Genomic DNA, 25,885 nt, shown 5'->3' with positions numbered 1-25,885 from the left:
GCTTTCATTTCAATGCCGGCGCAGGCGCGCAACAGCCATCAAACACTCAAGACCCGGGCGCGCGCTTGCGTGCTTCCAAGGTGGCCTTGATTTGGCGGCCGTCCTGCAGGGTGAAGCTCACCGGCACCTGCGCGCCCTCCTGCAGCGGCGCAGTGGCGTCCATCAACATCAGGTGCAGGCCGCCCGGCGCCAACGGCACCGATTTGCCGGCCGGCAATGCCAGTTCGGGCACCGCGCGCATGCGGCTGACGCCATTGACCTGGGTGGTTTCGTGCAAGGAGACATCGGCAAACACGCTGCTGTTGGCAGCGGTGATCTTCAGCGGCTGCGCACAGCCGTTATGAAATTGCCCGAACCCGGCCGCCATGCCCATGCCACCGGGCGGCGGGATGCGGATCCAGCCATTCTTGAATTCGGGCAGGCATTGCGCCGACACGCCCGCACTTGCCACCAGCGCCAACGCCGCGAGCACCACGCCGGCACACCTAACCCGCCTGCTTCGACTGCCGTCTATCATGACCTGACCTCCAGGAGCCCCGAATGAGCATCCAGATCTTAGACCATGGCCGTCTTCGCGAAATCCGTCTGGCGCGTCCGCCGGTCAATGCGCTGGACAGCGCGTTGTGCCAGGCGTTGAGCGTCGCGGTCCAGCAGGCGGGCGAGGAAGTCGATGGCATCGTGCTGTCGGGCAGCGAGCGGATTTTTTCCGGCGGCATGGATGTGCCGCATCTGCTGGCGCACGGTACCGACCGCGCCGCGCTACTGGCCAGTTGGACCGCGTTCTTCGATGCGGCGCAGGCGCTGGCCAACAGCCGCGTGCCGGTGGTGGCGGCCATCGGCGGGCATGCGCCGGCCGGCGGCTGCGTGCTGGCGCTGTGCTGCGACTACCGGGTGATGGCACGCAGTGCCGATACCGCAAGACCCTATACGATCGGCCTCAACGAGGTGCAGGTTGGCCTTGCTGCGCCAGAGGGGATCCAACGCCTGTTGCGCCGCGTGGTGGGCGCGCACCGCGCCGAACGCCTGCTGATCTCCGGGCAACTGCTGCCGGCCGAACAGGCGGTGGCGATCGGGCTGGTGGACGAACTGGTCGATGGCGAGCTGGTCACCGCGCGTGCGGTGGCGTGGCTCCAGGAGCTGCAGCAGCTCCCCCGCCAACCGATGTTGACCACGCGCGCGATTGCGCGTGCCGACCTGCGCGCGGCATTGGCGCCGGAGTTGATCCAGCTGGAGCGTTTCATCGATGGCTGGTACGCGCCGGATGCGCAGGCCGCGCTGCATGGCCTGGTGGCGCGCCTGCAAAAGGCCTGAGCCCTGCCTCGCGGCGCCCATTGGGCGGGCCGGTATACTCGCGTTCCGTCGCATGTCCAGGCCAGCCCCTTGTCCGCCACCGCCGAACCCGTCGTCTCCGAACTGATCAGCCTGCTGTCGCTGGAGCGTCTGGAAGACAACCTGTTCCGTGGCCAGAGCCGCGACATCGGCACCAAATACGTGTTCGGCGGGCAGGTGCTGGGCCAGGCGTTATCGGCAGCGCAGGCCACGGTCGAAAACGGCCGCCAGGCGCATTCGCTGCATGCGTATTTCCTGCGTGCCGGCAATATCGACCACCCCATCGTCTACGACGTCGACCGCACCCGCGATGGCGGCAGTTTCTCGGTGCGCCGGGTTACCGCGATCCAGCATGGCAAGGTGATCTTTTTCTGCGCAGCTTCGTTTCAGGAGCGCGAAGATGGCGCCGAGCATCAGTCGGCGATGCCGGTGGTGCCGCCACCGGAAGACATCGAACCGGCCGCACCGCTGGCACCGGAAGTGTTGGCCAAGCTACCGGCCAAGGTGCAGCGTTGGCTGTCGCGCGGCGGCCCGTTCGAATTTCGCCATGTCTTTCCGCGCGACGAACTCAAGCCGCCCAAGCGTCCGCCGTTCCAGCAGATGTGGCTGCGCCTGAACGATCCCATCGGCGACGATGTGGGCCTGCATCAAGCGCTGCTTGCGTACGCGTCGGATTTTCAGTTGCTCGGTACCTCGACATTTCCGCACGGCATCAGCTATTACACGCCGAACGTGCAGATGGCCTCGCTCGATCATGCTCTCTGGTTCCATCGCCCATTTCGTACCGACGACTGGCTGCTGTACTCGCTCGACAGCCCCACCGCGCAAGGGTCACGCGGCCTGGCCCGCGGGCAGTTTTTCACCCGCGACGGCGTGCTGGTGGCCAGCACCACGCAGGAAGGCCTGATCCGGGTGGTGCCTGACGGCAGCGCGATTGCCGTGCCGTCCAAGGAGTAGACCTCACGCCGCACGCCGCGACGGTACGGCACGCTGCTTGATGCCAGCACGCACCCTTGGCCGGGTCGAAGGCAGGCAGCCGAGCACCGCGCCCCGCGCACGGCAGACACCGCAAGCTGGCATGCTTGCCTGCCATGGGCATGCGCATGCGATCACCTGACCGCACCACCCGCACCTTGATGTTTCATCTTGAACTGGCGCCTCAACGGTGCCATCTGTTCCGGACCCAACGGCGTTTTCCACCATGCGCAAGATCTTCAGCAGTCAACGTATCGAAACCGCCGAAGGCGTGGCCAATCTGTTGCGCGATGCGGGAATCGAGATCCGCATCAGCAACGGTCGCTCTTATCAGAGCAAGCGCGGCGGCCAGTTCAGCTACCTGGAGCAGAGCAACGCCCAGGCGCAGCCCACCGTCTGGATCGTGCATGCCAACGACCAACCGCGCGCACGCGAGCTGTTGCGCGACGCCCGCCTGCTGGACACCACCCGTCGCGACCTGCCGAATGTGGAATACACCTTCCGCGACGGCGAAAACGGCTCCAGCTCCAGTGCGCGCAGCTGGGCCTGGCGTATCCGCCTGGTGTTGCTGCTGGTGATCGGCGCCGTGGCGATGGTGGTGGTGATGCGCCATCGCAGCGCGCCGACGCAACTGGCACCAGCAGCCCAGCCGGCATCGCAACGGACGCCGACGCCAGATGGCGCACCACCGGCAGCAGAAGACGACCAAGTGCGCGTACGGATCCAGCCGACCCGCTGAACACAGCTGGCCAGCGTGGCCATCCGCTGGTCCGACAAGCATGCTCGTCGGCGCGGTCACATCCGTTGCCGCCCTGCGTCATGCTGGCACCAGGACATGGATTGCGCCGATGAACGCCGACACGCTGAATCTGATGTTGCAACGCGACCTGCCCAGCGCCGCGGCTGGCTGCCAGCAGGCTTACGGACGCATCGTGCTTGCCTGCCAGAACACGGTGACTGCGATTGCGCTGGCGATCACCCGCGATCTCGCGGCCAGCGAAGACATTGCCCAGGAGGCCTTCCTGCGTGCCTGGCAGCGGCTGGCGCAACTGCATCAGCCGGCCAGCTTCCTGCCCTGGCTTCGGCAGATCACCCGCAACCTGGCACGCGACTGGCTGCGCGCCAACCGCCATCGTGCGCTCGGTGGTGGGGCGGCGGAGCTTGCCATCGCGATGGCAGCCGACCCGGCGCCCTCGCCCGCCGACCAGTTGCTGCAGGTGGAAGAAGAGATCGCGGCGCTCGACATCATTTCTGCACTGCCGGAAGAAAGTCGCGAAACGCTGGTGTTGTATTACCGCGAAGGCCAGCGCTCGCAACAGGTTGCCTCGCTGCTTGGACTCAGCGATGCAGCGGTGCGCAAGCGCCTGTCGCGTGCACGTGCCAGCGTACGCAGCGAGCTGCTGCGCCGGTTTGGCGAATTCGCGCGCGGCAGCGCCCCCGGCGTGGCGTTCGCCAGCGCAGTAAGCTCGGCCAGCCTGTTGGGCGCGCCGGGCAAGGCTAGCGCGGCCGTTGTGCTGACGGGCATCGGAGGCGCGGGAAAACTGGGCGCGAGCGGGTTGAGCGGCTCGGCGCTGGGTGGGGGCGGCGCCGCGGGCGCACTCAGCCTCTGGCTCGGCATGCCGGCCCTGTTCGCTGCGTGCGCGGTGCTGGTTGCCGGGATCGGCACCTACTGGACGTACTGGTACCTGCTGCGCTTCGCACAGACCGCCAGCGAGGCAGCGGCGATCCGTCGGTTCGTGCACGTCACCACGCTGACCTCGGTGCTGGTGTGCGGCAGCACGTTGGTGCTGAAATACCTGCAGACGGGCGCGTGGGCATCGGTTCTGACGCTGTGCGCGGGCATGGCGGTGCTCAACTATCAATCCCTGCGCGTCCTGCCACGCGTCATGCGCCCCATGCTCGAGCGCGATGCGCGCAGACGCGGCGTCACCCGGGCACCGCTGTTATACCGCTGCATGTTCAGTCCAGGCGCGATGCTGGTGAGCACTGCGGCTGTCATTGTGCCCGTCGTGCGGCACTACATGCAGTTGGGAATGCTCTGAGCCGACCGGATATCACCGCTGGAGACGATGACACGCCGGTGCGGGCCAAGTGATCGCAGACGGAGCAACCCTGCGTATGGCAGCCTGGTGGCATGGGCGATGAGAACCGGTTCAGTGCGATGCGCGTGCGGCGGTGAGCCCGTAGCAAGCAACGTCGCATGATCCGAAGTGATGGGTTCGTATCCGACTGTCGCCGTCATCGGGCAGCGCCCGCGCTGCTATAAGCAGGCAGGATTCAACCAGACCACGGAGTCATGAAGTGAAGGCAAGCCTGTTCACCAGTCTGCTGATGATGGTCAGCATGAGCGCGCATGCGGACGGACTCACCAAGTCCCCCGATGGCAAGACGCTATCGGTGAGTTTCGGAGCACCCACCTTCAAGCAGGTGCTTCACTACCGCAAGCTCTACGACAAGAAGCCCTTCCCCGATGCGGAAATCTATTATTTCAGCAACGGCATGTACAAGATCATTTCCCAGGGCGAAAACCATTACGGCGTTTATGTCCTGCAGGGAACGTTCGACGACCAGAGCTACACCATCCGGTTCATTTCCCTGCCCTCGGAAGACTGGGGCAACAAGACCGCGTTCCATCAGCTGACCTTCGTGCGCGGCGACAAGCAGAATGTCTTTATCCAGAACGCCATCGTCGACACCGGCGAAGCGATCGCGCAGCAGAACGGCACCTACACGCTGGAGAAGAACACCGTCTCCAATCCGGTTCCCACGTCCTGGAAGCACGACTGAGCGTTGTAGCCGCGCTCAGCGTCTGCCCCAAACGCAAGCGCCCTCCCGCCAGGCGGAAGGGCGCGGTCGATCGGCGCCTTGTTACGTACTGCAAATCGCGGGGTGAACTCACCGCTCACCCGAGCGGCACTCGCCGATACGCAGCGAGCGCCGCACTCGGCGATGCCTCAGCGGTTGGCCGCAGGTGCGCTCGCCGGTGCCGGCTTGCCATCGTCGCCGTGCCTGTCCATCCCACCCGGTCCGTGCCCGCCACGCCACTTGGACGCGGCATCGAACTCGGCCTTGCTCAACTTGCCGTCCTTGTCGGTGTCGGCCTTGGCGAACCACGCATCGCGATGCTGCTGCATGCGCAATTCACGATCGGCACGGTCGACGAAGCCGTCCTTGTTGAGATCCATCTGGTCGAAGCGCGCAGCGAACTTGGGGTCGGCCTTGGCTTCTTCGCGGCTGATACGGCCGTCCTTGTTGGTATCGAGCTTGGCCATCCATTCGCCACGTCCGCCGCGCCCCGGGCCACGATGGTGCGGGCGCTCGTCGCGCGACAGCTTGCCGTCCTTGTTGGTGTCCAACGTATCGAACTGCGCGGCCAGCGTCGGATCGGCAGCCGCTTCGCTGCGGTCGATCACGCCATCGCCGTTCTTGTCGAGCTTGGCAGGCCGCGGCGCATCGCCGGGAGCCGGCACAGTGGCGGCGAATGCGGTGCCAGCGGACAGCGCGGCCAGCACGGCCAGGGCGAGAAAGGGTTTGCGTGACGTCATGAGACACTCCTGAAAGATAGGAACCACACGCGGCACCTGCATGGGCCGCATCGCGTGGGTGGTGCGTGCGGATCATCCGTGCGCTGCCACCAACACCCCCATCAACGAGCCATCGATGCGTGCGTTGACGCCCAGGCCGGACGTATTCATCCGGCGGACAGTCGCCGCTGATGCGACGCTCAGGCGCTATCCTTCGGCCATGGCCATCCATGCCGACACGCACGACGACCTGCGCCTGTTCCAGACCGGCGAGCATGCCTGTGGCTATTGGTCCGACCGGCAGGCGCGCGATCTGGTGCTGGATCCGCACGATCCGCGCCTGGGGGCGATCTATCCGCAAGCGCTGGCATGGGGCTTCCGTCGCTCCGGCGACCTGGTCTACCGGCCGCACTGCGAACGGTGCCGTGCCTGTGTGCCGGTACGCATCGCGGTGGATGCGTTCCACCCGGATCGCAGCCAACGCCGTTGCCTGGCGCGCAACCAGGATCTGATGGTCCGCGTGGTGGCCGCCGAGCGCACCGACGAACAACTGGCGCTCTATCGCCGCTACCTCAAGCACCGGCATCCCGGCGGCGGCATGGACGAACATGGCGCCACCGAGTTCGACCAGTTCCTGATCGGCGGCTGGTCGCACGGGCGCTTTCTGGAGATCCGCGAACCAGCCATCGCCCACCTGCCCGGCCGGCTACTGGCGGTTGCAGTGACCGATGTCACCGAGCATGCGTTGTCGGCGGTCTACACCTTCTACGCGCCGGAGGCGGCAGCGCGCAGCCTGGGCACGTTCGCGATTCTGCAGCAGATCCAGTGGGCGCAACGCGAGCGACGCGCGCACCTGTATCTGGGGTACTGGATCGATGGCCACGCGAAGATGAACTACAAGCGCCGCTTCAGTGCACTGGAAGCCTACGATGGTCGCCACTGGCGCGGCTTGCCTGCTCACGCATCGGTCGACTGAACCGCCGAATTGCGACATCGGCGTGTCGCATCCCGCATGCGAGAATCTCGCAATGATCAAACCTTTCCTGCTGCTGACGCTGACCGCCTTGTGCGCGGCCTGCGCCCACCCCGCGCCCTCGCCCAAGATGCAGACCGACACCCTCGCCGCCCGGCCGGCCGCGGCACAGCTGCGCATCGCCACCTACAACACCTCGCTATATTCGGACGAGGCCGGCGGCCTGATTCGCGAGCTGCAGGGCGATAGCGCGCATGCGCGCAAGATCGCTGCGGTCCTGCAGCGCGTACGCCCGGATCTGGTGCTGCTCAACGAATTCGACTTCGACCCGGAACACCGCGCTGCCGATCTGTTCCAGCAACGCTACCTGCAGGTCGCCCAGCCGGGCGGCGGCGAGGCGTTGCGTTATCCGTACCGCTATCTGGCACCGGTCAACACCGGCGTGCCGAGCGGCCTGGATCTGGACAACAACGGCAGCACCGGCGGCGAAGGCCGCGCGCGTGGCAACGACGCGTGGGGCTACGGGCTGCATCCTGGCCAGTACGGCATGCTGGTGTTGTCGCGCTACCCGATCGATGCGCAGGCGGTGCGAAGCTTCCAGCTGCTGAAGTGGAGCGCGCTACCCGGCGCACTGCGGCCGATCGATCCGGCCAGCAAGACGTCGTACTACAGCGATGCCATCTGGGCACAGCTGCGGCTTTCGTCCAAATCGCATTGGGATGTGCCGGTGCGCACGCCGCTGGGCGTCGTGCATGCGCTGGTGTCGCACCCCACCCCGCCGGTGTTCGACGGTGCCGAGAAACGCAACGCCGCGCGCAACCACGACGAACTGCAGCTGTGGCGCGCGTATCTGGACAACGCACCCGAAAGCCAACGCTGGCTCTGCGACGACAAGGGCGGCTGCGGTGGTCTGGATAGCGATGCGCGCTTCGTCATCCTGGGCGATCTGAACAACGACCCGGTCGATGGTGCCGGCCGGCATACGGCGATCCGCGCCTTGATCGACCACCCGCGCGTCCTTCACTACCCCACCCCGCGCAGCGATGGCGGCCCGGAAAAAACCGCCGAATACGCCGCACTGGGCATCGCCCACAGCGGCGACCCGCACCAGGTCACCGGCGACTTCGGCCCGCAGGCCGGCACCATGCGCCTGGACTACGTGCTGCCGTCGCGCCAGTTCACCCTGATCGGCAGCGGCATTTTCTGGCCGGCCAGCAGCGCACCAGAAGCGGCGATTGCCGATGGCAGCGACCACCATGCGGTGTGGGTGGATGTGGCTAGCAACTAAGCAATCGTACCGAGGCTCCGAGATGTCACGCTCTGGGCCTGGTGTCGACGGCTGCTTATAACAGTAAGGCCATACGCTAGAAAGGGAAGATTCAGCGCCCCGAGTCCTAACGCCATGCCGGAAGAGCAGACGACTTTCGGAGGCAACTGAGGCAGTGATCGACAAGGCTCCGAGGGCGCCCCCATTGAATCTGGTGGTCCCGATCCGATCGACAGGCTTACACTCCCTCGCAGACAGGTATCGCGAGCAAGTTGAATGAGACTGCATTTCCACGACGCGCGCGGTTTCCTGCGTACTTTTTTTCTGCCATTGGCGCTCGCGCTTCTTGCGAGCGCGTGCAGCGCAAGCAAGCCACCGTCTTCTGAAAAAGAAGACCTTCTCCTCATTCGGCCATTTCCGGTGGATGCCACCGATGCCCATGTGCGCTTCGAATTCGAAGCAACGCCGAAGAATGTAAATCTCACTCAATCCTACATCGTTGGATTGACTTTGAACCGCAAAGGCGAGCTCGATCCAGTCACTTTCTTAAATAACGGGAAATCTCCGCCACGATATGCGGTCCATGTCGAGGCCTGCAAATGGATCGGGGATCAATGCCAAAAACTACCCACTGAAGACGCGTTTCAAGCGTACATCAAGAAAGAACCAGCTAGACGTAAATTTTTTGAATGGCGGTTCGGAAACGAGGAAAAAAAATACATTGACGTCGCCGCACACACCTCAGATACGAGCAACTGGACCGTTTGCTATTTGCCAATAGACAGCTACGGCCGATACCGCGTCGACGTCTCATCTCAATCAGGAAATCCAGCACTCAAAGACCCGTCTGCGCAAATTTCCGTTCAACGGGAATGGACTTCCTCCAAATAATCAAAAATGAATTTGAATGGGGCATCTAATGGACAGGCAGCATTACACAGTAACGGTCGTCATTGCCGCGCCCGGGACGCCCCTTTATACAAAGGGAAAGCAACAATTGGTGGATGGTGAACCAGCCACCTCTGGCCCAGGGCACATGTTTTTCGTACTCGACGATGGCAAAAGCAGGCCAGCCAGCTATGGCTTTGCCCCGATCACTCATGGGCAAATGAACGGCCCAGGAAAAATCTATGACACAGATGCAAGCGAATATCACAGGCCAGCATACTCAAGAACCATCGAAATAAGCAAAGAACAATATGAAAAACTCCATAAATTTGGGGAAGAACCAGAAAAATTTGGTTTTGACACGCAATACAGGGACGTACGCAACAATTGCGTCGATTTCACCTGGGCGGCCCTCAATCATGCCGGACTCCATCGAAACAAGAGCATTGATGTAAATGGCTTACTTATTCCAGGAGCCGGGCAACTGCTTCCGGACGTTCGCATCCCTCTGCCGCTAGAAGGGCCTGGAAAAGATGCTTACCGCCCGCTACGCAATATCCACGGTGTAGAGAGCATTGAGGCACCATTTCCTGACAGTCCATTGAACAGGGAAATCCGTAACCCGCTTCCATCGCAAAGGTCTTTGCAGCAGCACATTCTCAGCGAGGAGCGGCACGCGCCATCGTTAAAGGATCCCACGCATCCCGGCTACCAACTGTTTGCACAGGCAAAGGATCACATACAGATACTGGATCGCGAGCACGGACGACAAACGGACGCGCGCAGCGCCAATCTTGCGGGCTGCCTGGCGGTGCAGTCCTGCAAGATGGGAATGGACCGCATCGACGAAGTCAGGCTGAGCGACGATGCCTCGCGCGCATTTGCAGTGCAGAACAATCCTTACTCGGCCGGATCGCACGACCAGCTGCGTGCCCATGTCGATACGGTCGCCGCACTCAATACACCGCTGGAGCAGAGCAGTCAGGAATGGACAAAGGCTGCAGCCGAACGCGGGCAGGCAGAGCAGCATCGGAACTTGCAACAAGAGCAGACGCAGGCACCAGCAGCTCGGACCATGAGCTGACCGCACGAGAGTCGCCAGATGTGCACTCCTGCGCCCGACCTGTTGGCTACTAACTGACTTCTCAGAGCCAGCAACCATAGTCTACGGTGCAGCAACCTTGTCACTGCACCAATGCGAGTCGGCAGGAAACTCAGGCCTGCAGCTGGATCGTCAACGCGGCAGCGGCGACGCGCGCCTTCTCACGCGCCGCATCGATGCTGTCCGCGCGCGCCAGGGTGACGCCGACGCGGCGATGGCCGTCCACCCGGGGTTTGCCGAACAGGCGTAGTGCGGTGTCCGGGTCGCGCAGCGCCTCGGCCACGTTGTCGAACACCGGCACGCCATTGCCGTGCGCCAGCAACGCGCACGATGCCGAGGGGCCGGCCTGACGGATCACGCCGCCGTCCTGCGCGCCCACCGGCAGGCCGAGAATGGCTCGGGCATGCAGCGCGAATTCGCTCAGGTCCTGCGAGACCAGCGTGACCAGACCGGTGTCGTGCGGGCGCGGCGAGACTTCGCTGAACCACACTTCGTCGCCCTTGACGAACAACTCCACGCCAAACAGGCCCCAGCCGCCGAGCTCGTCGGTGATGGCCTTGGCGATTTCCTGCGAGCGGCGCAACGCAGCGGCCGACATCGGTTGCGGCTGCCAGCTTTCGCGGTAGTCGCCGTCCTGCTGCCAGTGCCCGATAGGCTCGCAGTACGAGGTGCCACCGGCATGCCGCACGGTAAGCAAGGTAATTTCGTAATCGAAATCGATGAAGCCTTCGACGATGCAGCGACCGGCACCGGCACGCCCACCGGTCTGCGCATACGCCCACGCCGCATCGATATCGGCTTCGCTACGCAGGGTGCTCTGGCCCTTGCCCGAGGACGACATCACCGGCTTGACCACGCATGGCACCCCCACCGCGGCGATTGCATTGCGATATTCCTCGACGGTATCGACAAAGCGATACGGCGAGGTCGGCAGGCCCAGCGTTTCGGCTGCCAGGCGGCGAATGCCTTCGCGATCCATGGTCAGGCGCGCGGCACGCGCCGTCGGGATGACCTTCTGGCATTGCTCGCGTTCCAGCGCCACCAGGGTTTCGGTATGGATCGCTTCGATCTCCGGCACGATCAGATGCGGCTGCTCGCTGGCGATCAGCGCGCGCAATGCTGCGGGGTCGAGCATGTCCAGCACATGCGAGCGGTGCGCCACCTGCATCGCCGGTGCATTGGCATAGCGGTCGGCTGCGATCACTTCCACACCGAAACGCTGCAGCTCGATCGCCACTTCCTTGCCCAGTTCGCCCGAGCCCAGCAACAACACGCGGGTGGCGGAAGGCGATAACGGCGTGCCGAAAGTGGTCATGAGCGCGGTCCAGAGCGAGAGGGGCCGCCATTCTAACGGTTGCCCACTGCCACGCCGACGAACGGCTATTGTTTAACTGATATCACATTGATATCTTTTTACCATTCCACAAGGACTCGCGCTCATGAAAGAGAAGCCGATCGGTTCGTTACCCGGCATTCCCGTCGTTCTCGTCGCAGGCGCCGGCCTTGTCGGTACGTCTTGGGTTGTATTGACGATGATGGCCGACAACAGCGTCACGCTGAGCGCGTTCATCGCCGCGGTACTGGTCGCGGCGGCGTGCATTTTCATGCTGGCCGGGCTGTACACGCTGGAGCCCAACCAGGCCGCGGTACTGAGCCTGTTCGGCAAGTACGTCGGCACCGTCAAGGACGCCGGCCTGCGCTGGAATGTGCCGTTCTACGCCAAGCGTCGCGTCAGCCAGCGCGTACGCAATTTCGAAAGCGGGCGACTCAAGGTCAACGAGCTGGATGGCAGTCCGATCGAAATCGCTGCGGTGATCGTATGGCAGGTGCTGGATGCCTCCGAAGCGGTCTACAACGTCGACGACTACGAAAGCTTCGTGCATATCCAGTCCGAAGCGGCGCTGCGTGCGATGGCGACCAGCTATCCGTACGACCAGCACGAAGACGGCCAGATCTCGCTGCGCAGCCATCCGGCCGAAATCAGCGAGCAACTCAAGCGGCATCTGGACGAGCGCCTGACCCAGGCCGGCGTGGACGTGATCGAGGCGCGCATCAGCCACCTCGCCTACGCGCCGGAAATCGCCCAGGCCATGCTGCAGCGCCAGCAGGCCAATGCGGTGATTGCCGCACGCTCGCGCATCGTCGCCGGCGCAGTGGGGATGGTCGAAATGGCGCTGTCGGAGCTGCACAAGAATGGCGTGGTGCAGCTGGACGAAGAGCGCAAGGCGCATATGGTCAGCAACCTGCTTACCGTGTTGTGTTCCGATCGCGGGACCCAACCGGTGGTCAACGCCGGCTCGCTGTATTGAGGGCTGCCGATAAAACACCTGCGCTCACTGCCGCCCGGGCGCAGCCGCGGTTCGGCATCGGCATGCGCCACTCGTACACTGCGCTTGTGGGCGCGCCCTCCACGCCACCTGGCGAGCGCTCGCTTCCGTTGCGTCAGCCACTCCGAGATCGATCTGATGAATATCATGGTGCCCCTGGTGGTTGCGCTTTCCGGCTTGCCCGCGCTGGCCATCGCCGCGTCCATCGGCGCCGACGATGACGACCGCGCACGCGGGCTGGGCCTGCGCTGGGCATTGATCAGCCTGGTGATCCTGGTCGGCGCCGCATGCCTGTACTGGGCCGGCGACAATCGCGCCGGCATCTATGCCGTGGTGATCGGCATGCTCATCGGCGTCAACGCGTTGATCGTGTCGATGGTGATGCACCTGCGCCGTCACGGCGGCCGCAGAGACGGCAAATGAGCGAAAAAAAAGCCTACCCGCTGCGTATCAACGCCGATGTGTTGGCCGCCGTGCAGCGCTGGGCCGACGACGAATTGCGCAGCCTCAATGCGCAGATCGAATACGTGCTGCGCGATGCGTTACGCAAGGCTGGCCGGCTACCGAAACCGCAGGGCGAAAAAGAACAATCCGAAAATTGATCACGCGCCGTCGATCATCCAGACGCGACTGCGCACCGGTGTAGCGGTTCGCCCATCTGGGTCGGTGCGGGTCACAGCGCCTGGCCGGACTGGCAGCGCTCACCAGGCAACCGCTAAGCTGCGTAGATGCATCATCTTCAACGTGTACTCCTCAATACCAGCGCGATCGAGCTGTGGCCGGCCGATCTGCTGCGCGCGCGCGGCAATGCGGATGCGCGTGTGCTGGCACAGGCCGACTGGCTACTGCGGCGCAAACGCGATGGGCGCTATCTGGCTGCACATCTTCCGCAGGGTCTGATGCCGCTGATCCCGCGGCTGGCACGCGAGCATGGCCTGGACGAAGCATTGGACCGTCTGCAGACCGCAACCGGCCGCATCGGCCAGGTACGCGACGACACGCTGGCGATCGACGGATTGCAGCGCCGGCTGAGCCAGCTGGGGCTCGCCGCCGACGACTATGTGCAACGGACCGGCCTGCAGTTGATTGCCGAACCGGCCGCACTGCAGTTTGCCGGACGCGATCGCTTCGGCCGCCCGCTGTGGCTCAGTGCCGGCGCTGCACGCGCATGGCGACAGATGCGTGCGGCTGCGCTGCGCGCAGACATCGTGATCGATGCGATTTCCGGCTACCGCAGCCACGACTACCAACTGGGCATCTTCGAGCGCAAGTTCGCGCGCGGGCTCACCCTGGAGCAGGTCCTGACGGTCAACGCAGCGCCGGGTTTCAGCGAACATCACAGCGGCGACGCACTGGATCTGGGCACACCGGGCGAGCCGCCGGCCGAAGAGTCCTTCGAAGCCACGCCCGCATTCGCCTGGTTGTGCAGCAACGCACACGCATTCGGCTACCGCCTGAGTTATCCACGCGACAACCCGCATGGCATCGTCTACGAACCGTGGCATTGGCGTTGGTCGGCGGGATGAGCCGGTCGAACGTCATGCGCCACGCAGCGCCGCTGGACAGGACGGCCCGTCGCGTCTGCCCCGCATGCGTTCGCCCTACTCCTGCGAACGCGGTGTCGGCACCTTGGTCGCCACACTGAAGTCGGCAATCTTCCACAGATAGAACGCGGCATAGGTGCGGTACGGGCCCCAGCGTTCTCCGCGTGCGGCCAGTTCCCTGGGGGTGGGCATCTGCTCCTGCTTGTCCACGCGCTGCGCCCCTTTGCGCACGCCCAGGTCGTCGATGGGCAGCAGATCCGGGCGACCCAAGCGGAACATCAGCATCATTTCCACCGTCCAGCGGCCGATGCCGCGCACCGGCACCAGCGCCTGCACGATGGCGTCCTCGTCCATGAAAGCGAGCCTGCGCAGCGAGGGAATCTCGCCTTCGCGTTCGCGCCGTGCCAGATCGCGCAACGCCAGCGCCTTGTTGCCGGAAACGCCGCAGGCACGCAGCGCTGCATCGTCGATACGACCGAGGGTGTCCGCATGCAGCCGCTGCGCACCGATCGCCACTTCCACCCGCGCCACGATGGTCGACGCCGCCTTGCCGCTGAGTTGCTGGAACAGGATGGCGCGTGCCAGCGCATCGACCGGGTCGAAGGGTTTGTGCCAGCCCGGTTGCGGGGCGATCGGGCCGATGCGCTTCATCCACGCACCCAGCGCGCGATAGCGCCGGGACACATGCGCGAACGCAGCCTCCACATCGAATCCGCGGGCATGGCGCGGCATGCTCAGCGCCTCAGCGCACCAATGGCCAGCACCACCCAGCCCAGCATCAGGCCCACTCCGCCGACCGGCGCCAGGGTGGTCGGCCACTGCAGCAACGCGCCCCCGACCAGGCTGCCGGCAAACAGCAACGTGCCGAGCAACAGCAGGTACAAGCCCACCCTGCCCAGCGCGCGCGTTTCGGTGGCGCCCAGCACGGTGAGGACCGCGCCGTGGCCGAATGCGTACAACGACGCCAACTGCAGCCGCGACTGCACCACCGCATCGGCAACGCCGTGCGAGGCATAGGCCGATAGACCGACGGCAGTGGCCGCCAGCAGGCCGCCGCAGAACGCCAGCAGCGAGGGGTGCTTCTTGCGACGATCAAGCAAAGACATGCAGGCAACTTCCATGGCAGCGCCGCAGCGCAAAAAAAAAACGCGCCGCAAGACTGCGGCGCGTTTTCGTCTGGATCAGCTCATCGTGGTGAGACGATTACTTGATGGCCCAGTAGACGTCGTAGGTGCCGTCCTGGGTGAACGACTTGTCCACGCCACCCTTCCACGCTTCGTACGGACGATCGGTCACGTCCATGCCGCTGGTGGCAGCCCAGGCGCGCAGCGAGTTACGCACTGCGTCCAGACCGGCCATGTGGCCTGCGTAGGTCGCAAAGGCCGAACGGTGCGCCGGAACCCGCTGGTACTTCACCGGTGCTTCGGACGGAATATTGAGCTTCAACTCGTCGCCCGTTGCAGCCACCGGGGTTGCATCGGCGGGTGCCGCGGCAGCCGCGTCGTCCTTCTTGGCATCGGCCTTGGCGGCGTCGGCCTTGGCGTCGGCCTTCGGAGCACCACCAGCGCGCTTGCGCACCGGCTGCACCACGTCGAAGGCGTACTTGTCCGAAGCGAAGTCGGTGGTCACGATGCGCACCGGACCAACCGCCTCAAGGCCGTTGGAATCCATCACGCGCTTGATCCACTCCTGGTTGTCCTTGATCGACTTCTTGATCGTCTCGTTGTCACGATCGATGTTGCCCGCGGTGACGACCAACAGGTCCTCGGCCGGCACATCGACGATCTTGAGGTCGCTCAACACCGGCTTGCCGTCAAGCTCGGCGCGGTAGTCGAAGTTCGGCACGGTGGCCAGCGCAGTCGCCAGACGCGACAGACCCAGCTTCAGGTCGTCGCCCACGTGGCGGCTGACGTACAGGCCGGCATAGCGACCAAACAGGTTCCAGCCGTACTTGACGCTGTAATCCTGGGTGATCTTGACGTTCTTGTTGTTCTTGCCGGTCGGCACCAGGGTGAAATTGGTGACCTTGTCGTAGCCCTTGGTGGGATCTTCGATTGCGATCTCAACACGCTCGTTCTTGACGCTGTTGGTGATCTCCCAGCTGCCGTTGCCGATATAGCCCTCGGTGGAGCTGTATTCGACGCGTGCACCCTTGCCCTCTTCCGGGCCGGCCAGCTTCAGCTGGATCTTCGGGTCACGCAGCACAAGCGGGTTCCAATCCTTGAAACGACGGAAGCTGTTCACGGTGTCGTAAACAATCGTCATCCTGCGGTTGGTCTCAACACTCTCGGACATCTGCCGCTCCGAGGGCAACACCAAGCCCACCACGACAAACAAGCCAGCCACGATCCCCAAGGCGATCAGGAACTCGATAATACGGGTCATTCAGGAGGTCTCCGGGGCCGATCCCACGGCCGGGTTGAGTGAAGCGAAGCCACCATCCTAGCAGGCTTCGAGAAAGATGTTCAGTTGTGCGACGGGTAGCGCGGTCTTGCGGTGTCATTCACCGCGCAACGCAGCGCGTGGGGGATGCGCAATCCCAACCTGCACAAGGGTTTGGGCGATTGCGCGCCGCTATCATGCACATCACGTGCTGCGTGCGTGTGATGTTGCAGTGGCCAGGCGGCACCGGCCCGCCCGTTTCGCAGTCCGACCGGCGCCGCAGCGTCCTGAATGCGAGTCCGGTGCCTGCTGCAGGCCGGCTTGGCGTCGAGCTCGCCGGCGCAGGGCCGAGCTCACACCAGCTGCAGTTCGAATGCTTTCAGCACCGCGCGGGTGCGGTCGCGTACGCCGAGCTTGGAGAGGATGTTGGAGACGTGATTCTTGATGGTGCCTTCGGCCACACCCAGCGAGTTGGCGATTTCCTTGTTGGAAAACCCACTCGCCATCAGCCGCAGGATCTCGGTTTCGCGGTCGGTGAGCGGATCGGGGCGGTCCAGGCTGACGAACTCGTTACGCATGTGCTCCAGACCCGACAGCAGGCGCTGGGTCACCGCCGGCTGCACCAGCGAGCCGCCTTCGGCGACGGTGCGGATGGCGCCAACCAGTTGTTCCAGCGAGACGTCCTTGAGCAGATAGCCCTTGGCGCCGGCCTTGAGCCCGGCCAGCACCAATTGGTCGTCGTCGAAGGTGGTCAGGATGATCGTCGGCGGCAGGGTGCCGTTGCGCGAGAGCATCTGCAGCGCTTCCAGCCCGGACATCACCGGCATGCGCATGTCCATCAGCACCACGTCCGGCTGGATCTGCGGAATCTGCTCCACTGCCTGCTTGCCGTCGGAGGCCTCGGCCACCACCTCGATGCCGTCGTCCAGCGCCAACAGCGAGCGGATCCCCTGGCGCACCAGGGTTTGATCGTCGACCAGGCACACACGGATCATCACAACACTCCTTGGGTCACGGCCGCAGGCATCAGTGCCGGCGCGCCTGGAACAGCGATGCGCAGGCCAAAGCCCTCACCCCGCCGGGTTTGAATTTCGAGCTTCCCACCATACTGGTTCAGCCGCTCACGCATGCCGCGCAGCCCGTTGCCGGGCGCGACCGCATCGGCGCCGTGGCCGTCGTCGCGGGCGTCGATCAGCACCGTATCGGCATCGCGGCGCACCTGGATCCACAGGTTGCGCGCGCCGGCATGGCGCACCGCATTGGTGATGATTTCCTGGGTACAGCGCAGCAGCACGTGGGCGCGCTCGGGGTCGTCCAGGGTCAGCGGCTGGGCGATGTCCAGGTGGATATCCAGCGACGGCACCTGGGTGACCAGCGGGCGCAGCGCCGCTTCCAGGTCGATCGCGCCGCTGTCGCGCAGATGGCTGACCGCCTCGCGCACATCGGTGAGCAACAATTTGGCCAGCGTGTGCGCCTGGCGCACGTGCTCCTGGGCCTGGCCCTCGGTGATGTGGCCGGCCACTTCCAGGTTGAGGCTGAGCGCGGTGAGGTGGTGGCCGAGCAGGTCGTGCAGCTCGCGCGAGATGCGGGTGCGCTCGTTGATGCGCGCACTCTCGGCCAGCAACGCGCGGGTGGCGCGCAGTTCGGCGTTGAGCCGGCGCTGCTCTTCGCGCGCATCGGTCTGCTGGCGGGCCACCAGGCTGGTGACGAAGATGAACATCGAAAAGCCGCCGTACAACAGCGACTGCATCAGCGCCGCGAACAGGGTGAAGTCCGGGCGCAGGTAGTAGAACACCGGCAGCACCGCCAGCTGGCTCAGCACCAGCCATAGCACGCCCACGCGTAGCGGCAGCAGCCACGGGATCACCCCGGCCGCCACCATCATCAGGATGCTGCCGAGCCCGGTTCCGCTCAGATAGCTCACCGCCAGCGCGCAGATGGTGAGCAGCAACAGGATCAACCGGTCGTACCAGTGCGCGTGGCCGCCGCTGTTCAAGCCGCGGGTCAACCAGAAGTAGCTGGCGCCGAAGCCGATGAAGAATGCCGACATCATCACCGCCTCGGCCACGCTGCGGTGGTCGCCTTCTTCGGCCGGCGGCCAGTAGGTGTACACCAAGGGCATGACGATCATCGCCCAGGTGAACAGGCCGGCAAAGCGCAGGACGCGCGTGTGACTGAGGTATCCCAACATGCCCGCATCTTAGGCGTAAGCGACCGCGCTGCCCTCTTGCCGGAAGTCATGCATGCCGGCAGGTGCACGGGTGGCGGATGTCGGGCCCGCGCAGCGCCTGTGCTGACGCGCCGTTGCACGCCGGCACCTGCCGCGCGCCGGCCGATCGCATGCGCTGGGTCGCCGCTTCAGGCCCCGCATGTAATAATCCGACGCAGATCCGATTTCGGGTCGACGCGTTACCCCACGGAGTCCCAATGTCGATCGTCATCCGCGACGTGCGCGAGCACGAGCTCGATTCCGTCCTGGCCCTGAACAACAATGCCGGACTGGCGATCCTGCCGCTGGATTCAACCAGGCTGCAACGTTTCTACGAGCAGGCCGAGTATTTCCGCGTCGCCGAGCGCGACGGCAACCTGGCCGGGTTTCTGGTCGGTTTCGGAAGCGGCAGTGCGCACGACAGCAGCAATTTCGCCTGGTTCCGGGACCGTCACCCGGAATTCTTCTATATCGACCGCATCGTGGTCGCCAGCCGCCGCCGCGGCGGTGGCGTCGGGCGGGCGTTCTATGCCGATGTGCAGAGCTATACCGAGCTGCGTTACCCGCAGCTGGCGTGCGAGGTGTTCCTGGACCATGGCGCAGATGCGGCCTTGCTGTTCCATGGCAGCTTCGGCTTCCGCGAGGTTGGCCAGAACACCATGCCCGATGTGGAAGTGCGCGCCAGCATGCTGATGAAAGACATGTGCAGCTATCGGTGGGTCAAGGAGACCTATGGCGGCAAGTTGCCCGACCACTTGCCGTGGGTGGGCCGGCCGCGTCATGCCGCCACCACCGCTAGCCCATCGACGGGGAGCTGAGTTGTGGCAAGTGTGAATGTGGATTTTGAACAGGCCGGCGAACTGAAGATCGGCCAGGTGGGCATCGCCAACCTGCGTGTGCGGACGCTGGATGTGCCGCGGCTGGTGCAGGAAATGCGCGAGCGCGTGAGCCGCGCGCCCAAGTTGTTCGGCCGTGCGGCGGTGATCCTGGATTTCGGCGGGCTGTCGCAGGTGCCGGACCTGGCTACGGCCAAGGCGCTGCTGGACGGCCTGCGCGATGCCGGCGTGCTGCCGGTGGCGCTGGCCTACGGCACCAGCGAGATCGACCTGCTGTCCCAGCAGTTGGGCGTGCCGCTGCTGGCCAAATTTCGCGCGCAGTACGAGCCGACCGCGGTCAGTCCGCCACCGCCACCGCCGCCGCCCGCACGTGCCGAGCCGGCACCGCCGGCCGCGCGACCGGCGCCGGGCCGGATGCAGCGCACCGCGGTGCGTTCGGGTCAGCAGCTGTACGCGGAGAACTGCGACCTGACCGTACTCAGTACGGTCGGTGCCGGGGCCGAGGTCATCGCCGACGGAAGCATCCATATCTACGGTACCCTGCGTGGCCGCGCTCTGGCCGGCGCGCAGGGCAATCCCGACGCGCGCATCTTCTGTCGCGACTTCCACGCCGAACTGGTTGCCATCGCTGGCCACTACAAGGTGCTGGACGATGTTCCCATGGACCTGCGTGGCAAGGCCGTCCAGGTCTGGCTGGAGCAGGATCAGATCAAGATCGCTGCGCTTGATTGACGCGGCCCAACCACAGAAATATTCGGAGAAATCCTTTGGCTGAAATCATCGTAGTCACCTCCGGCAAGGGCGGCGTCGGCAAGACCACCACCAGCGCAAGCCTGGCTTGCGGGCTGGCCAAACGCGGCAAGAAGGTGGCGGTCATCGACTTCGACGTCGGCTTGCGCAACCTGGACCTGATCATGGGCTGCGAGCGGCGCGTGGTGTACGACTTCGTCAATGTCGTGCACGGCGAAGCCACGCTCAAGCAGTCGCTGATCAAGGACAAGCGGTTCGAGAACCTGTACGTCCTGGCCGCCTCGCAGACCCGCGACAAGGACGCGCTGACCCAGGAAGGCGTGGAAAAGGTGCTCAAGGACCTGGCCGCCGACGGCTTCGACTACATCGTCTGCGATTCGCCGGCCGGCATCGAAAAAGGCGCGTTCCTGGCGATGTATTTCGCCGACCGCGCGGTGGTGGTGGTCAATCCGGAAGTCTCTTCGGTGCGCGACTCGGACCGCATCATCGGCCTGCTCGATTCCAAGACCCGCAAGGCCGAAGAAGGCAAGGCCGTGCCGGCGTTCCTGCTGCTGACCCGCTACAGCCCGGGCCGCGTGGAAGGCGGCGAGATGCTCAGCATCACCGACGTGGAAGAAGTGCTGGGCCTGAAGGCGATCGGCGTGATTCCCGAATCCGGCGACGTGCTCAACGCCTCCAACAAGGGCGAGCCGGTGATCCTGGATGCCGAGTCCCCGGCCGGCCAGGCGTATGACGACGCAGTCGCCCGCATCATGGGCGAGGAGCGCCCGATGCGATTCACATCCGTGGAGAAGAAAGGCTTCTTCAGCAAGCTGTTCGGAGGGTAAGCATGGGCCTGCTCGATTTTCTCAAGAGCAAGAAGAACACCGCCGAGACGGCCAAGAACCGCCTGCAGATCATCATTGCGCAGGAGCGCAACCACCGCGGCGGGCCGGATTACCTGCCGCTGATGCAGCGCGAACTGCTGGAAGTGATCAAGAAGTACGTCAACATCGATGCCGATGCGGTGCGCGTGGATCTGGTCAAGGACGGCGAACACGACGTGCTGGACATCTCGGTCGCCCTTCCGGAAGACGGCGACAAGTAAGCGCCGACAACGGCACCGCGTTCGCACGGTGCCGTTGTTGCATGTGACCCGACCGCGAGCCATTGCGCGTGACCACCGCCCCCACTGCCACACCCACCGCTGCCGATGTCCTGTGCGTGGCCGATATCGGCCTGGACGCACCTGCCGCCCTGCTCGCGCGCTATGGCTTGCGCCTGCATCGCGTGGACAGTGGTGCAGCGATTCCAGGCAGTTTCTGGGGCGAACCGGAGGCCGGCATCATCGGCTGCGATGTGTACGTGCGCGACGACACCCCGGTGCATTCGCTCCTGCACGAAGCCGGACATCTGATCGTGCTGCCTGCGGAAAAACGCGCCGCCGTGCATACCGACGCCACCGATTCGGTGGAGGAAGAAGACGCCACCTGTTACCTGCAGATCCTGCTGGCCGAGCAACTGCCCGGCGTGGGCAGCGCGCGCCTGATGGCGGACATGGACAGCTGGGGCTATACGTATCGGCTGGGCTCCACCCGTGCCTGGTTCGAGCAGGACGCGGAGAACGCGCGCAGCTGGCTGGACGCACGCGGCCTGTTGCCTGCCTGAGCTTGCGCGGCGCGTTCAAGTGGCTGCCCAACCGCAGCGAGCAGTGGTCAGCAGCGACGGGCATCAGGGCAGTGCGGCGTTCGCAGCAGCCGCGGCGAACGTGTGGCACCTGCAGTACCCAATAGCGGACGCACCGTCTGGCCTGAGCGCAGTCGGTCGAATGATCGGCCTCAGGATCCCGTTGCCGTGGCGCCGGAGAGATCCAGCGTGGCCACCGTGCCCTGCCCTGCATTGGAATCCAGCTGCAGATGCCAGCCCAGGTGCTCGCACAACCGTCCGATCAGCTCCAGCCCGATGCCACTCCCCTGGCGTGCGTTGCCGCGCGCCAGGCGCGTGTAGATGGCGCTGATCTCTTCGGGCGTCATGCCATGGCCGGGGTCGGCAATGCGGACCACGCCGGGCGCCGACAGCGAGATGCGAATGATGCCGCGGTCGCTGTTTTCGATGGCGTTGCGCAGCAGGTTGCCGATGGCCGTCTGCACGATGGCGACCGGGGCGACCAGGCTGCACGGCGGCAACGGGTCCACGACCAGTTGCAGATCCTTGTCGGCGCACAGGTGCGTGTGGTCGGCCACGATGTCCGGCAGCAACTGATCCAGCCGCAACGCATCGCTGCTGCGCACCAGCCGGCCGGGGTCCTTGGCCAGCACCAGCAGCAAGGTGATCAACTGCTCGACCGAGGCGCTGGTCTGGGCAATGCGCTGCAGCTGGTGGCGTACCGCCGGCGGCGTGCCGGGTTGCTCCAGCGCCAGCTCCACCGCATTGCCGATCACCGCGATGGGCGTGCGCAATTCGTGGCTGGCGCTGTCGATGAAGGCCCGCTCTCGGTCGACGAACTGGCTATTGCGTTCCAGATAATCGTTGAGCGCATCGGCAATTACGTACAGTTCGGCGCTGCCCTGTGGCCCGACCGCAATCTGCTGCGCACGCTGCCCTGGACGCAACGCCCCGATGTCGCGCGCAAGTTCCACCAAAGGGCGCACCAGCCGGGCCATCGCATACGTGCCCATCAGCAAGGTGATGCCGATCAGCGCGATGCCAGCGGCCAGCATCCAGCGGGTCAGGAATTTTTCCAGCGCTTCGAAATCGGTGATGTCCAGCACCAGGGCCAGGCGGCCGGCATGCGCGGTGTCGCGCACCATCACGGCACTCTGGCGGCCGGCGATCTCCAGACCGTCGTGCAGGCCGGGATGCAGGGTGCGCAAGACCGGCGGCGTGCGCGCGACGTCGTCGACGCGGTACAGCCGCAAGGTGTCCGAGTCCTGCCAGTGATACTCCGGATTCTGCACGCTGCGCTCGAGGATGCTGTCCAGTTCGGAATTGAGCAGCGAGCGCCACACGCCGTGTTCGGCGCGTTCGTGCAGGTACTGCGCGGTGCCGAACACCGCCAGGGTCATCAGCAGCGTGTAGCCGAACAACCACGCCAGCACGCGGCGACCCAACGGGCGCTGTTTAGACATCGCTGCAGTCGCCAGCGCCAGGTGCATCAGCCGCATCCAGCTGCGCCAGCCGGTAGCCGAGCCGCGGCAAGGTATGGATCAGTTTTTGCGCGAACGGGCCGTCCACGCTGCGACGCAACTCATAGATATGCGAGCGCAGCATGTCGCCATCGGGCGGATCGTCGCCCCACAACGATTGCTCCAGGCGTTGCCGCGTCACCGCGGCCGGGCTGGCCTGCATGAGCACCTCCAGCAACTTGCGGCAGGCCGGATACAGATGCAGCACCTGGCCGGCGCGCGTCGCTTCCAGCGTGGCCAGGTCCAGGCGCAGGTCGGCCACTTGCAGCAGTTTGCCGCGGCGACGGCCGTGCGCACGCGCCAGCAACGCTTCGATGCGCACCTCCAGCTCGGGCAGTGCGAAGGGTTTGGTCAGGTAGTCGTCGGCGCCGGCGCGGAAGCCGGCGATCTTGTCCGGCAGTTCGTCGCGTGCGGTGAGCATGATCACCGGCAATTCGGACTGGTGCTGCTCGCGCAGCCGACGCAGCACTTCCGGTCCATCCATGCGCGGCATCATCCAGTCCAGGATCAATGCGTCGTAATGCTGGGTGGTCGCCAGATGCAGGCCGGTGACGCCATCGGGCGCGGCGTCCAGGGTATGCCCGCGCGCTTCGAAATAGTCGAACAGGTTGGCAACCATGTTGCGGTTGTCTTCAATGACCAGCAGCCGCATGAGCGGGGTTCCAGGACGGCCCGGCAGGCACAGTGTGCGCATCCTAACCGAGGCCGGCCAAACGCGACCGCTATCGCCGGTACGGCCGTCCAACCGGTTGCGCTTCGGCACCCGCGCATGGCGATGCCTGCGCTGCGATGCGCGATCACGCAGGCTCGGCTCCGACAAATTTCCGACCCACTTGCCAGATAGTGTCTGCCCGCATTTACTCAGGACGTGCGCGTGTCGCCTGCCATCGCTGCCTCATCCCGCCAGCGCGCACTGCTGGCCGCGCTGCTGTTGATCGTCGTCAGCTTGCTGGCCGGGCTGGGCATGCGCCAACCCAATCCGCCGGACGAGCCGCGCTTCGTGCTGGCCGCGCGCACCATGGTCGAGACCGGCCAGTGGCTGCTGCCGCACCGTGGCAGCGAGTTGTATGCAGAAAAACCGCCGGTCTTCATGTGGCTGCAGGCGGCCACCTACGAACTGGTACCGCACTGGCCGGTGGCCTTCCTGCTGCCGTCGCTGCTGGCCGCGCTGGCCACGTTGTGGCTGACCTGGGATATCGCGCGCCGGCTCTGGACGCGGCGCGTGGCGGCCCACGCGGTGCTGGCCTTGTTCACGGTGCTGCAGTTCGGCCTGATGGCCAAGCGTGCGCAGATCGATATGGTGCTGGTGGCGCTGACCACACTGTCGTTGTGGGGACTGCTGCGGCACCTGCTGCGCGGGCCGGACTGGCGCGCCTGGACGCTGGGCCTGTTTGCTGCCGGCGTCGGCACGGTGACCAAGGGCGTCGGTTTTCTGCCGCTGCTGGTTTTGCTGCCGTGGATGGCGCTGCGGCGTACGCATTGGCGCGTATTGCCGGCGCGCGCGCTGGCAGGACGCAGCTGGGCACTGGTGCTGCCGGCGTTCGTGGCCGGTACGGCGGTGTGGCTGGGGCCGCTGGGCATCGCGCTGTGGCACAGCGACGACCCGCAGCTGCATGCCTATGCGCACGAGCTGTTGTTCAAGCAGACCGGCACGCGCTACGCGCACGCCTGGCATCACGTCAAACCGTTCTGGTACTACCTGCAGGTGATCGCCACCTTGTGGCTGCCCGGCTGCCTGTTGTTGCCGTGGCTGCTGCCGGCCTGGTGGCGGCGACTGCGCCGCGGCGACCCGCGCTATGTGCTGCTGCTGGCCTGGAGCGTGCTGGTGCTGCTGTTCTTCAGCGCCAGCCCGGGCAAGCGCGAGGTCTATATCTTCCCGATGCTGCCGGCACTGTGCATTGCCGCGGCGCCGTTGCTGGCCGGGTTGTTGCGTCAGCGCGGCGTGCGGGCGCTGCTGACCGGGTATGTGCTGCTGCTTGCCGTCGCCGGCCTGGCGCTGGGCGGCGGCATTGCGTTGCATCTGCACTGGGCCGAGAACACCGCAGTCAAGCGCGGCATGGAGCTTGCCTCGCTGCAGCCGGTGGGTTTCTGGTTGATCGGCCTGGGCGTGGTCGGCCTGGCGGCGAGTGCATGGTCGCGCGGTAAACGCGCGGGCACCGCGTTGGTGGTGATGACCGCCGCGCTGTGGACGGTGTTCGGCCTGGGGTTGATGCCGGCGCTGGATCCTTATAGTTCGTCCTCATGTCTGATGCAGCGCGTGGGCCAGCGCATCGGCCCGGACGCGCAGCTGGGCATGCTGGCCTGGCGCGAGCAGAACCTGCTGCAGGCCGATCGCCCGGTGACCGATTTCGGCTTCAAGGCGAGCTGGCAGGACCAATGGGCCAAGGCCGGCCCGTGGCTTGCGCAAGCGCCGCACACTCGCTGGCTGTTCGTGCTCAAGCAGGCGGTGCCGGCGTGCATCGATCCGGCGCAACGCATCGATATCGGCGAGTCCAATCGCAATCAATGGCAGTTGCTGCCGGGCACGGCGTGGCATGCCGGTTGCATCGCCGCTGCGTCCGACGCCGAACAGACCGGTGGCGAAGGCGATGCAGACTGAACGCTTGGTGTCGGGT

The 25,885-nt window shown here is 65.1% G+C and carries 29 protein-coding genes; 19 read left to right on the top strand and 10 right to left on the bottom strand.

The genetic code is table 11. The annotated features are described in order from the left end of the window. Positions 1-46: 46 nt before the first annotated feature. Positions 47-475 carry a copper chaperone PCu(A)C gene (locus tag HLH45_RS11025; RefSeq protein ID WP_014089634.1) on the bottom strand — a complete coding sequence of 143 codons (429 nt, stop codon included), beginning with the start codon at positions 473-475 and terminating at the stop codon, positions 47-49. Positions 476-540: 65 nt separating this feature from the next. Here HLH45_RS11025 and HLH45_RS11020 point away from each other — a divergent pair, with 65 nt between their 5' ends. The 5 genes from HLH45_RS11020 (at position 541) to HLH45_RS11000 (ending at position 5,091) form a co-directional block, all read left to right on the top strand. Next, positions 541-1,311, top strand: coding sequence for an enoyl-CoA hydratase/isomerase family protein (locus tag HLH45_RS11020; RefSeq protein ID WP_008574729.1), 771 nt, complete (start codon positions 541-543; stop codon positions 1,309-1,311). Positions 1,312-1,380: 69 nt separating this feature from the next. Beyond that, entirely contained in the window at positions 1,381-2,286 is a 906-nt protein-coding gene (gene tesB, locus HLH45_RS11015) for an acyl-CoA thioesterase II (protein WP_008574727.1), read from the top strand. Positions 2,287-2,530: 244 nt separating this feature from the next. Beyond that, positions 2,531-3,043, top strand: a complete 513-nt coding sequence (locus HLH45_RS11010; protein ID WP_008574726.1) for a putative signal transducing protein — start codon at positions 2,531-2,533, stop codon at positions 3,041-3,043. 109 nt (positions 3,044-3,152) lie between these two features. Beyond that, positions 3,153-4,346: an RNA polymerase sigma factor gene (locus HLH45_RS11005; protein ID WP_033478889.1), complete on the top strand. Its 1,194-nt coding sequence runs from the start codon at positions 3,153-3,155 to the stop codon at positions 4,344-4,346. 259 nt (positions 4,347-4,605) lie between these two features. Then, positions 4,606-5,091: a hypothetical protein gene (locus tag HLH45_RS11000; protein ID WP_008574722.1), complete on the top strand. Its 486-nt coding sequence runs from the start codon at positions 4,606-4,608 to the stop codon at positions 5,089-5,091. A 167-nt stretch (positions 5,092-5,258) separates the two neighbouring features. On the opposite strand, the gene HLH45_RS10995 is transcribed toward HLH45_RS11000, so the two are convergent. Further along, a complete protein-coding gene (locus HLH45_RS10995; protein WP_033478888.1) occupies positions 5,259-5,849 on the bottom strand; it encodes an EF-hand domain-containing protein in 591 nt (196 codons plus the stop codon). A 40-nt stretch (positions 5,850-5,889) separates the two neighbouring features. Here HLH45_RS10995 and HLH45_RS10990 point away from each other — a divergent pair, with 40 nt between their 5' ends. From HLH45_RS10990 to HLH45_RS21780, 4 genes are all read left to right on the top strand, one after another. Further along, entirely contained in the window at positions 5,890-6,804 is a 915-nt protein-coding gene (locus HLH45_RS10990) for an arginyltransferase (RefSeq protein ID WP_008574719.1), read from the top strand. Next, positions 6,758-8,089, top strand: coding sequence for an endonuclease/exonuclease/phosphatase family protein (locus HLH45_RS10985; RefSeq protein ID WP_033478887.1), 1,332 nt, complete (start codon positions 6,758-6,760; stop codon positions 8,087-8,089). The genes HLH45_RS10990 and HLH45_RS10985 overlap by 47 nt, the downstream gene beginning before the upstream one ends. A gap of 255 nt (positions 8,090-8,344) precedes the next feature. Further along, complete coding sequence (locus tag HLH45_RS10980) at positions 8,345-8,959, top strand: hypothetical protein (RefSeq protein WP_011346740.1); 615 nt, start codon at positions 8,345-8,347, stop codon at positions 8,957-8,959. A 28-nt stretch (positions 8,960-8,987) separates the two neighbouring features. Further along, positions 8,988-10,040 carry an XVIPCD domain-containing protein gene (locus HLH45_RS21780; protein ID WP_011346739.1) on the top strand — a complete coding sequence of 351 codons (1,053 nt, stop codon included), beginning with the start codon at positions 8,988-8,990 and terminating at the stop codon, positions 10,038-10,040. Between the two features lie 130 nt (positions 10,041-10,170). Here HLH45_RS21780 and purT read toward each other — a convergent pair whose 3' ends face one another. Then, positions 10,171-11,373 carry a formate-dependent phosphoribosylglycinamide formyltransferase gene (gene purT, locus HLH45_RS10970; RefSeq protein WP_008574712.1) on the bottom strand — a complete coding sequence of 401 codons (1,203 nt, stop codon included), beginning with the start codon at positions 11,371-11,373 and terminating at the stop codon, positions 10,171-10,173. Between the two features lie 124 nt (positions 11,374-11,497). Between purT and HLH45_RS10965 the strand changes: the two genes are divergently transcribed. The 4 genes from HLH45_RS10965 (at position 11,498) to HLH45_RS10950 (ending at position 13,911) form a co-directional block, all read left to right on the top strand. Further along, positions 11,498-12,367, top strand: coding sequence for an SPFH domain-containing protein (locus tag HLH45_RS10965; RefSeq protein WP_008574711.1), 870 nt, complete (start codon positions 11,498-11,500; stop codon positions 12,365-12,367). Between the two features lie 156 nt (positions 12,368-12,523). Further along, positions 12,524-12,808, top strand: coding sequence for a hypothetical protein (locus tag HLH45_RS10960; protein WP_008574709.1), 285 nt, complete (start codon positions 12,524-12,526; stop codon positions 12,806-12,808). Continuing rightward, on the top strand, positions 12,805-12,987 hold the full coding sequence (locus HLH45_RS10955; RefSeq protein ID WP_008574708.1) for a type II toxin-antitoxin system antitoxin: 183 nt from the start codon (positions 12,805-12,807) through the stop codon (positions 12,985-12,987). Before HLH45_RS10960 ends, HLH45_RS10955 begins: the two co-directional genes overlap by 4 nt. A 126-nt stretch (positions 12,988-13,113) precedes the next feature. Beyond that, complete coding sequence (locus HLH45_RS10950) at positions 13,114-13,911, top strand: M15 family metallopeptidase (protein ID WP_008574705.1); 798 nt, start codon at positions 13,114-13,116, stop codon at positions 13,909-13,911. Between the two features lie 75 nt (positions 13,912-13,986). On the opposite strand, the gene HLH45_RS10945 is transcribed toward HLH45_RS10950, so the two are convergent. The 5 genes from HLH45_RS10945 to HLH45_RS10925 form a co-directional block, all read right to left on the bottom strand. Beyond that, entirely contained in the window at positions 13,987-14,661 is a 675-nt protein-coding gene (locus HLH45_RS10945; RefSeq protein WP_008574704.1) for a DNA-3-methyladenine glycosylase family protein, read from the bottom strand. 2 nt (positions 14,662-14,663) lie between these two features. Continuing rightward, positions 14,664-15,050, bottom strand: a complete 387-nt coding sequence (locus HLH45_RS10940) for a DUF423 domain-containing protein (protein ID WP_008574702.1) — start codon at positions 15,048-15,050, stop codon at positions 14,664-14,666. Between the two features lie 82 nt (positions 15,051-15,132). Beyond that, positions 15,133-16,314, bottom strand: a complete 1,182-nt coding sequence (locus tag HLH45_RS10935; protein ID WP_008574701.1) for a polyketide cyclase — start codon at positions 16,312-16,314, stop codon at positions 15,133-15,135. A 350-nt stretch (positions 16,315-16,664) separates the two neighbouring features. Then, positions 16,665-17,306: a response regulator gene (locus tag HLH45_RS10930; RefSeq protein ID WP_008574699.1), complete on the bottom strand. Its 642-nt coding sequence runs from the start codon at positions 17,304-17,306 to the stop codon at positions 16,665-16,667. After that, positions 17,306-18,502 (bottom strand): sensor histidine kinase, encoded by a 1,197-nt coding sequence (locus tag HLH45_RS10925; protein ID WP_008574698.1) that lies wholly within the window; start codon positions 18,500-18,502, stop codon positions 17,306-17,308. Before HLH45_RS10925 ends, HLH45_RS10930 begins: the two co-directional genes overlap by 1 nt. Before the next feature lie 236 nt (positions 18,503-18,738). On the opposite strand from HLH45_RS10925, the gene HLH45_RS10920 reads away from it, so the two are divergent. From HLH45_RS10920 to HLH45_RS10900, 5 genes are all read left to right on the top strand, one after another. Continuing rightward, positions 18,739-19,338: a GNAT family N-acetyltransferase gene (locus HLH45_RS10920; protein WP_008574695.1), complete on the top strand. Its 600-nt coding sequence runs from the start codon at positions 18,739-18,741 to the stop codon at positions 19,336-19,338. A 3-nt stretch (positions 19,339-19,341) separates the two neighbouring features. Next, on the top strand, positions 19,342-20,088 hold the full coding sequence (gene minC / locus HLH45_RS10915) for a septum site-determining protein MinC (RefSeq protein ID WP_011346732.1): 747 nt from the start codon (positions 19,342-19,344) through the stop codon (positions 20,086-20,088). Between the two features lie 35 nt (positions 20,089-20,123). Further along, positions 20,124-20,933 (top strand): septum site-determining protein MinD, encoded by an 810-nt coding sequence (minD, locus tag HLH45_RS10910; protein WP_005930297.1) that lies wholly within the window; start codon positions 20,124-20,126, stop codon positions 20,931-20,933. A 2-nt stretch (positions 20,934-20,935) separates the two neighbouring features. Beyond that, positions 20,936-21,193 (top strand): cell division topological specificity factor MinE, encoded by a 258-nt coding sequence (gene minE / locus HLH45_RS10905; RefSeq protein ID WP_003484370.1) that lies wholly within the window; start codon positions 20,936-20,938, stop codon positions 21,191-21,193. 68 nt (positions 21,194-21,261) lie between these two features. After that, positions 21,262-21,753: a hypothetical protein gene (locus HLH45_RS10900; protein ID WP_014089622.1), complete on the top strand. Its 492-nt coding sequence runs from the start codon at positions 21,262-21,264 to the stop codon at positions 21,751-21,753. A gap of 170 nt (positions 21,754-21,923) precedes the next feature. Here HLH45_RS10900 and HLH45_RS10895 read toward each other — a convergent pair whose 3' ends face one another. Together HLH45_RS10895 and HLH45_RS10890 are read right to left on the bottom strand one after the other, a co-directional pair. Then, entirely contained in the window at positions 21,924-23,240 is a 1,317-nt protein-coding gene (locus tag HLH45_RS10895; protein WP_033479235.1) for a sensor histidine kinase, read from the bottom strand. Continuing rightward, positions 23,206-23,922, bottom strand: a complete 717-nt coding sequence (locus tag HLH45_RS10890) for a response regulator transcription factor (RefSeq protein WP_003484375.1) — start codon at positions 23,920-23,922, stop codon at positions 23,206-23,208. The genes HLH45_RS10895 and HLH45_RS10890 overlap by 35 nt, the downstream gene beginning before the upstream one ends. A gap of 216 nt (positions 23,923-24,138) precedes the next feature. Between HLH45_RS10890 and HLH45_RS10885 the strand changes: the two genes are divergently transcribed. Further along, a complete protein-coding gene (locus HLH45_RS10885) occupies positions 24,139-25,869 on the top strand; it encodes an ArnT family glycosyltransferase (RefSeq protein WP_008577025.1) in 1,731 nt (576 codons plus the stop codon). Positions 25,870-25,885 lie beyond the last annotated feature (16 nt).

It is taken from the genome of Xanthomonas euvesicatoria (assembly GCF_013112235.1).
GTDB classification, from domain to species: Bacteria; Pseudomonadota; Gammaproteobacteria; order Xanthomonadales; family Xanthomonadaceae; genus Xanthomonas; species Xanthomonas euvesicatoria.
The sequence above is the reverse complement of the archived record's forward strand: the minus strand, read 5'-3'. Positions and strand labels throughout refer to the sequence as shown.

Coding starts and splice junctions, on each gene's coding strand:
- HLH45_RS10935 (WP_008574701.1), bottom strand. CDS start 16,314: ATGACCCGTATTATCGAGTTCCTGATCGCCTTGGGGATCGTGGCTGGC.
- HLH45_RS10925 (WP_008574698.1), bottom strand. CDS start 18,502: ATGTTGGGATACCTCAGTCACACGCGCGTCCTGCGCTTTGCCGGCCTG.
- HLH45_RS10920 (WP_008574695.1), top strand. CDS start 18,739: ATGTCGATCGTCATCCGCGACGTGCGCGAGCACGAGCTCGATTCCGTC.
- HLH45_RS11005 (WP_033478889.1), top strand. CDS start 3,153: ATGAACGCCGACACGCTGAATCTGATGTTGCAACGCGACCTGCCCAGC.
- minE (WP_003484370.1), top strand. CDS start 20,936: ATGGGCCTGCTCGATTTTCTCAAGAGCAAGAAGAACACCGCCGAGACG.
- purT (WP_008574712.1), bottom strand. CDS start 11,373: ATGACCACTTTCGGCACGCCGTTATCGCCTTCCGCCACCCGCGTGTTG.
- HLH45_RS10950 (WP_008574705.1), top strand. CDS start 13,114: ATGCATCATCTTCAACGTGTACTCCTCAATACCAGCGCGATCGAGCTG.
- HLH45_RS10985 (WP_033478887.1), top strand. CDS start 6,758: ATGGTCGCCACTGGCGCGGCTTGCCTGCTCACGCATCGGTCGACTGAA.
- HLH45_RS11020 (WP_008574729.1), top strand. CDS start 541: ATGAGCATCCAGATCTTAGACCATGGCCGTCTTCGCGAAATCCGTCTG.
- HLH45_RS10995 (WP_033478888.1), bottom strand. CDS start 5,849: ATGACGTCACGCAAACCCTTTCTCGCCCTGGCCGTGCTGGCCGCGCTG.
- HLH45_RS11010 (WP_008574726.1), top strand. CDS start 2,531: ATGCGCAAGATCTTCAGCAGTCAACGTATCGAAACCGCCGAAGGCGTG.
- HLH45_RS10980 (WP_011346740.1), top strand. CDS start 8,345: ATGAGACTGCATTTCCACGACGCGCGCGGTTTCCTGCGTACTTTTTTT.
- HLH45_RS21780 (WP_011346739.1), top strand. CDS start 8,988: ATGGACAGGCAGCATTACACAGTAACGGTCGTCATTGCCGCGCCCGGG.
- HLH45_RS10930 (WP_008574699.1), bottom strand. CDS start 17,306: ATGATCCGTGTGTGCCTGGTCGACGATCAAACCCTGGTGCGCCAGGGG.
- HLH45_RS10945 (WP_008574704.1), bottom strand. CDS start 14,661: ATGCCGCGCCATGCCCGCGGATTCGATGTGGAGGCTGCGTTCGCGCAT.
- HLH45_RS10990 (WP_008574719.1), top strand. CDS start 5,890: ATGGGCCGCATCGCGTGGGTGGTGCGTGCGGATCATCCGTGCGCTGCC.
- HLH45_RS10955 (WP_008574708.1), top strand. CDS start 12,805: ATGAGCGAAAAAAAAGCCTACCCGCTGCGTATCAACGCCGATGTGTTG.
- HLH45_RS10965 (WP_008574711.1), top strand. CDS start 11,498: ATGAAAGAGAAGCCGATCGGTTCGTTACCCGGCATTCCCGTCGTTCTC.
- HLH45_RS10895 (WP_033479235.1), bottom strand. CDS start 23,240: ATGCACCTGGCGCTGGCGACTGCAGCGATGTCTAAACAGCGCCCGTTG.
- HLH45_RS10960 (WP_008574709.1), top strand. CDS start 12,524: ATGAATATCATGGTGCCCCTGGTGGTTGCGCTTTCCGGCTTGCCCGCG.
- HLH45_RS10940 (WP_008574702.1), bottom strand. CDS start 15,050: ATGGAAGTTGCCTGCATGTCTTTGCTTGATCGTCGCAAGAAGCACCCC.
- HLH45_RS10890 (WP_003484375.1), bottom strand. CDS start 23,922: ATGCGGCTGCTGGTCATTGAAGACAACCGCAACATGGTTGCCAACCTG.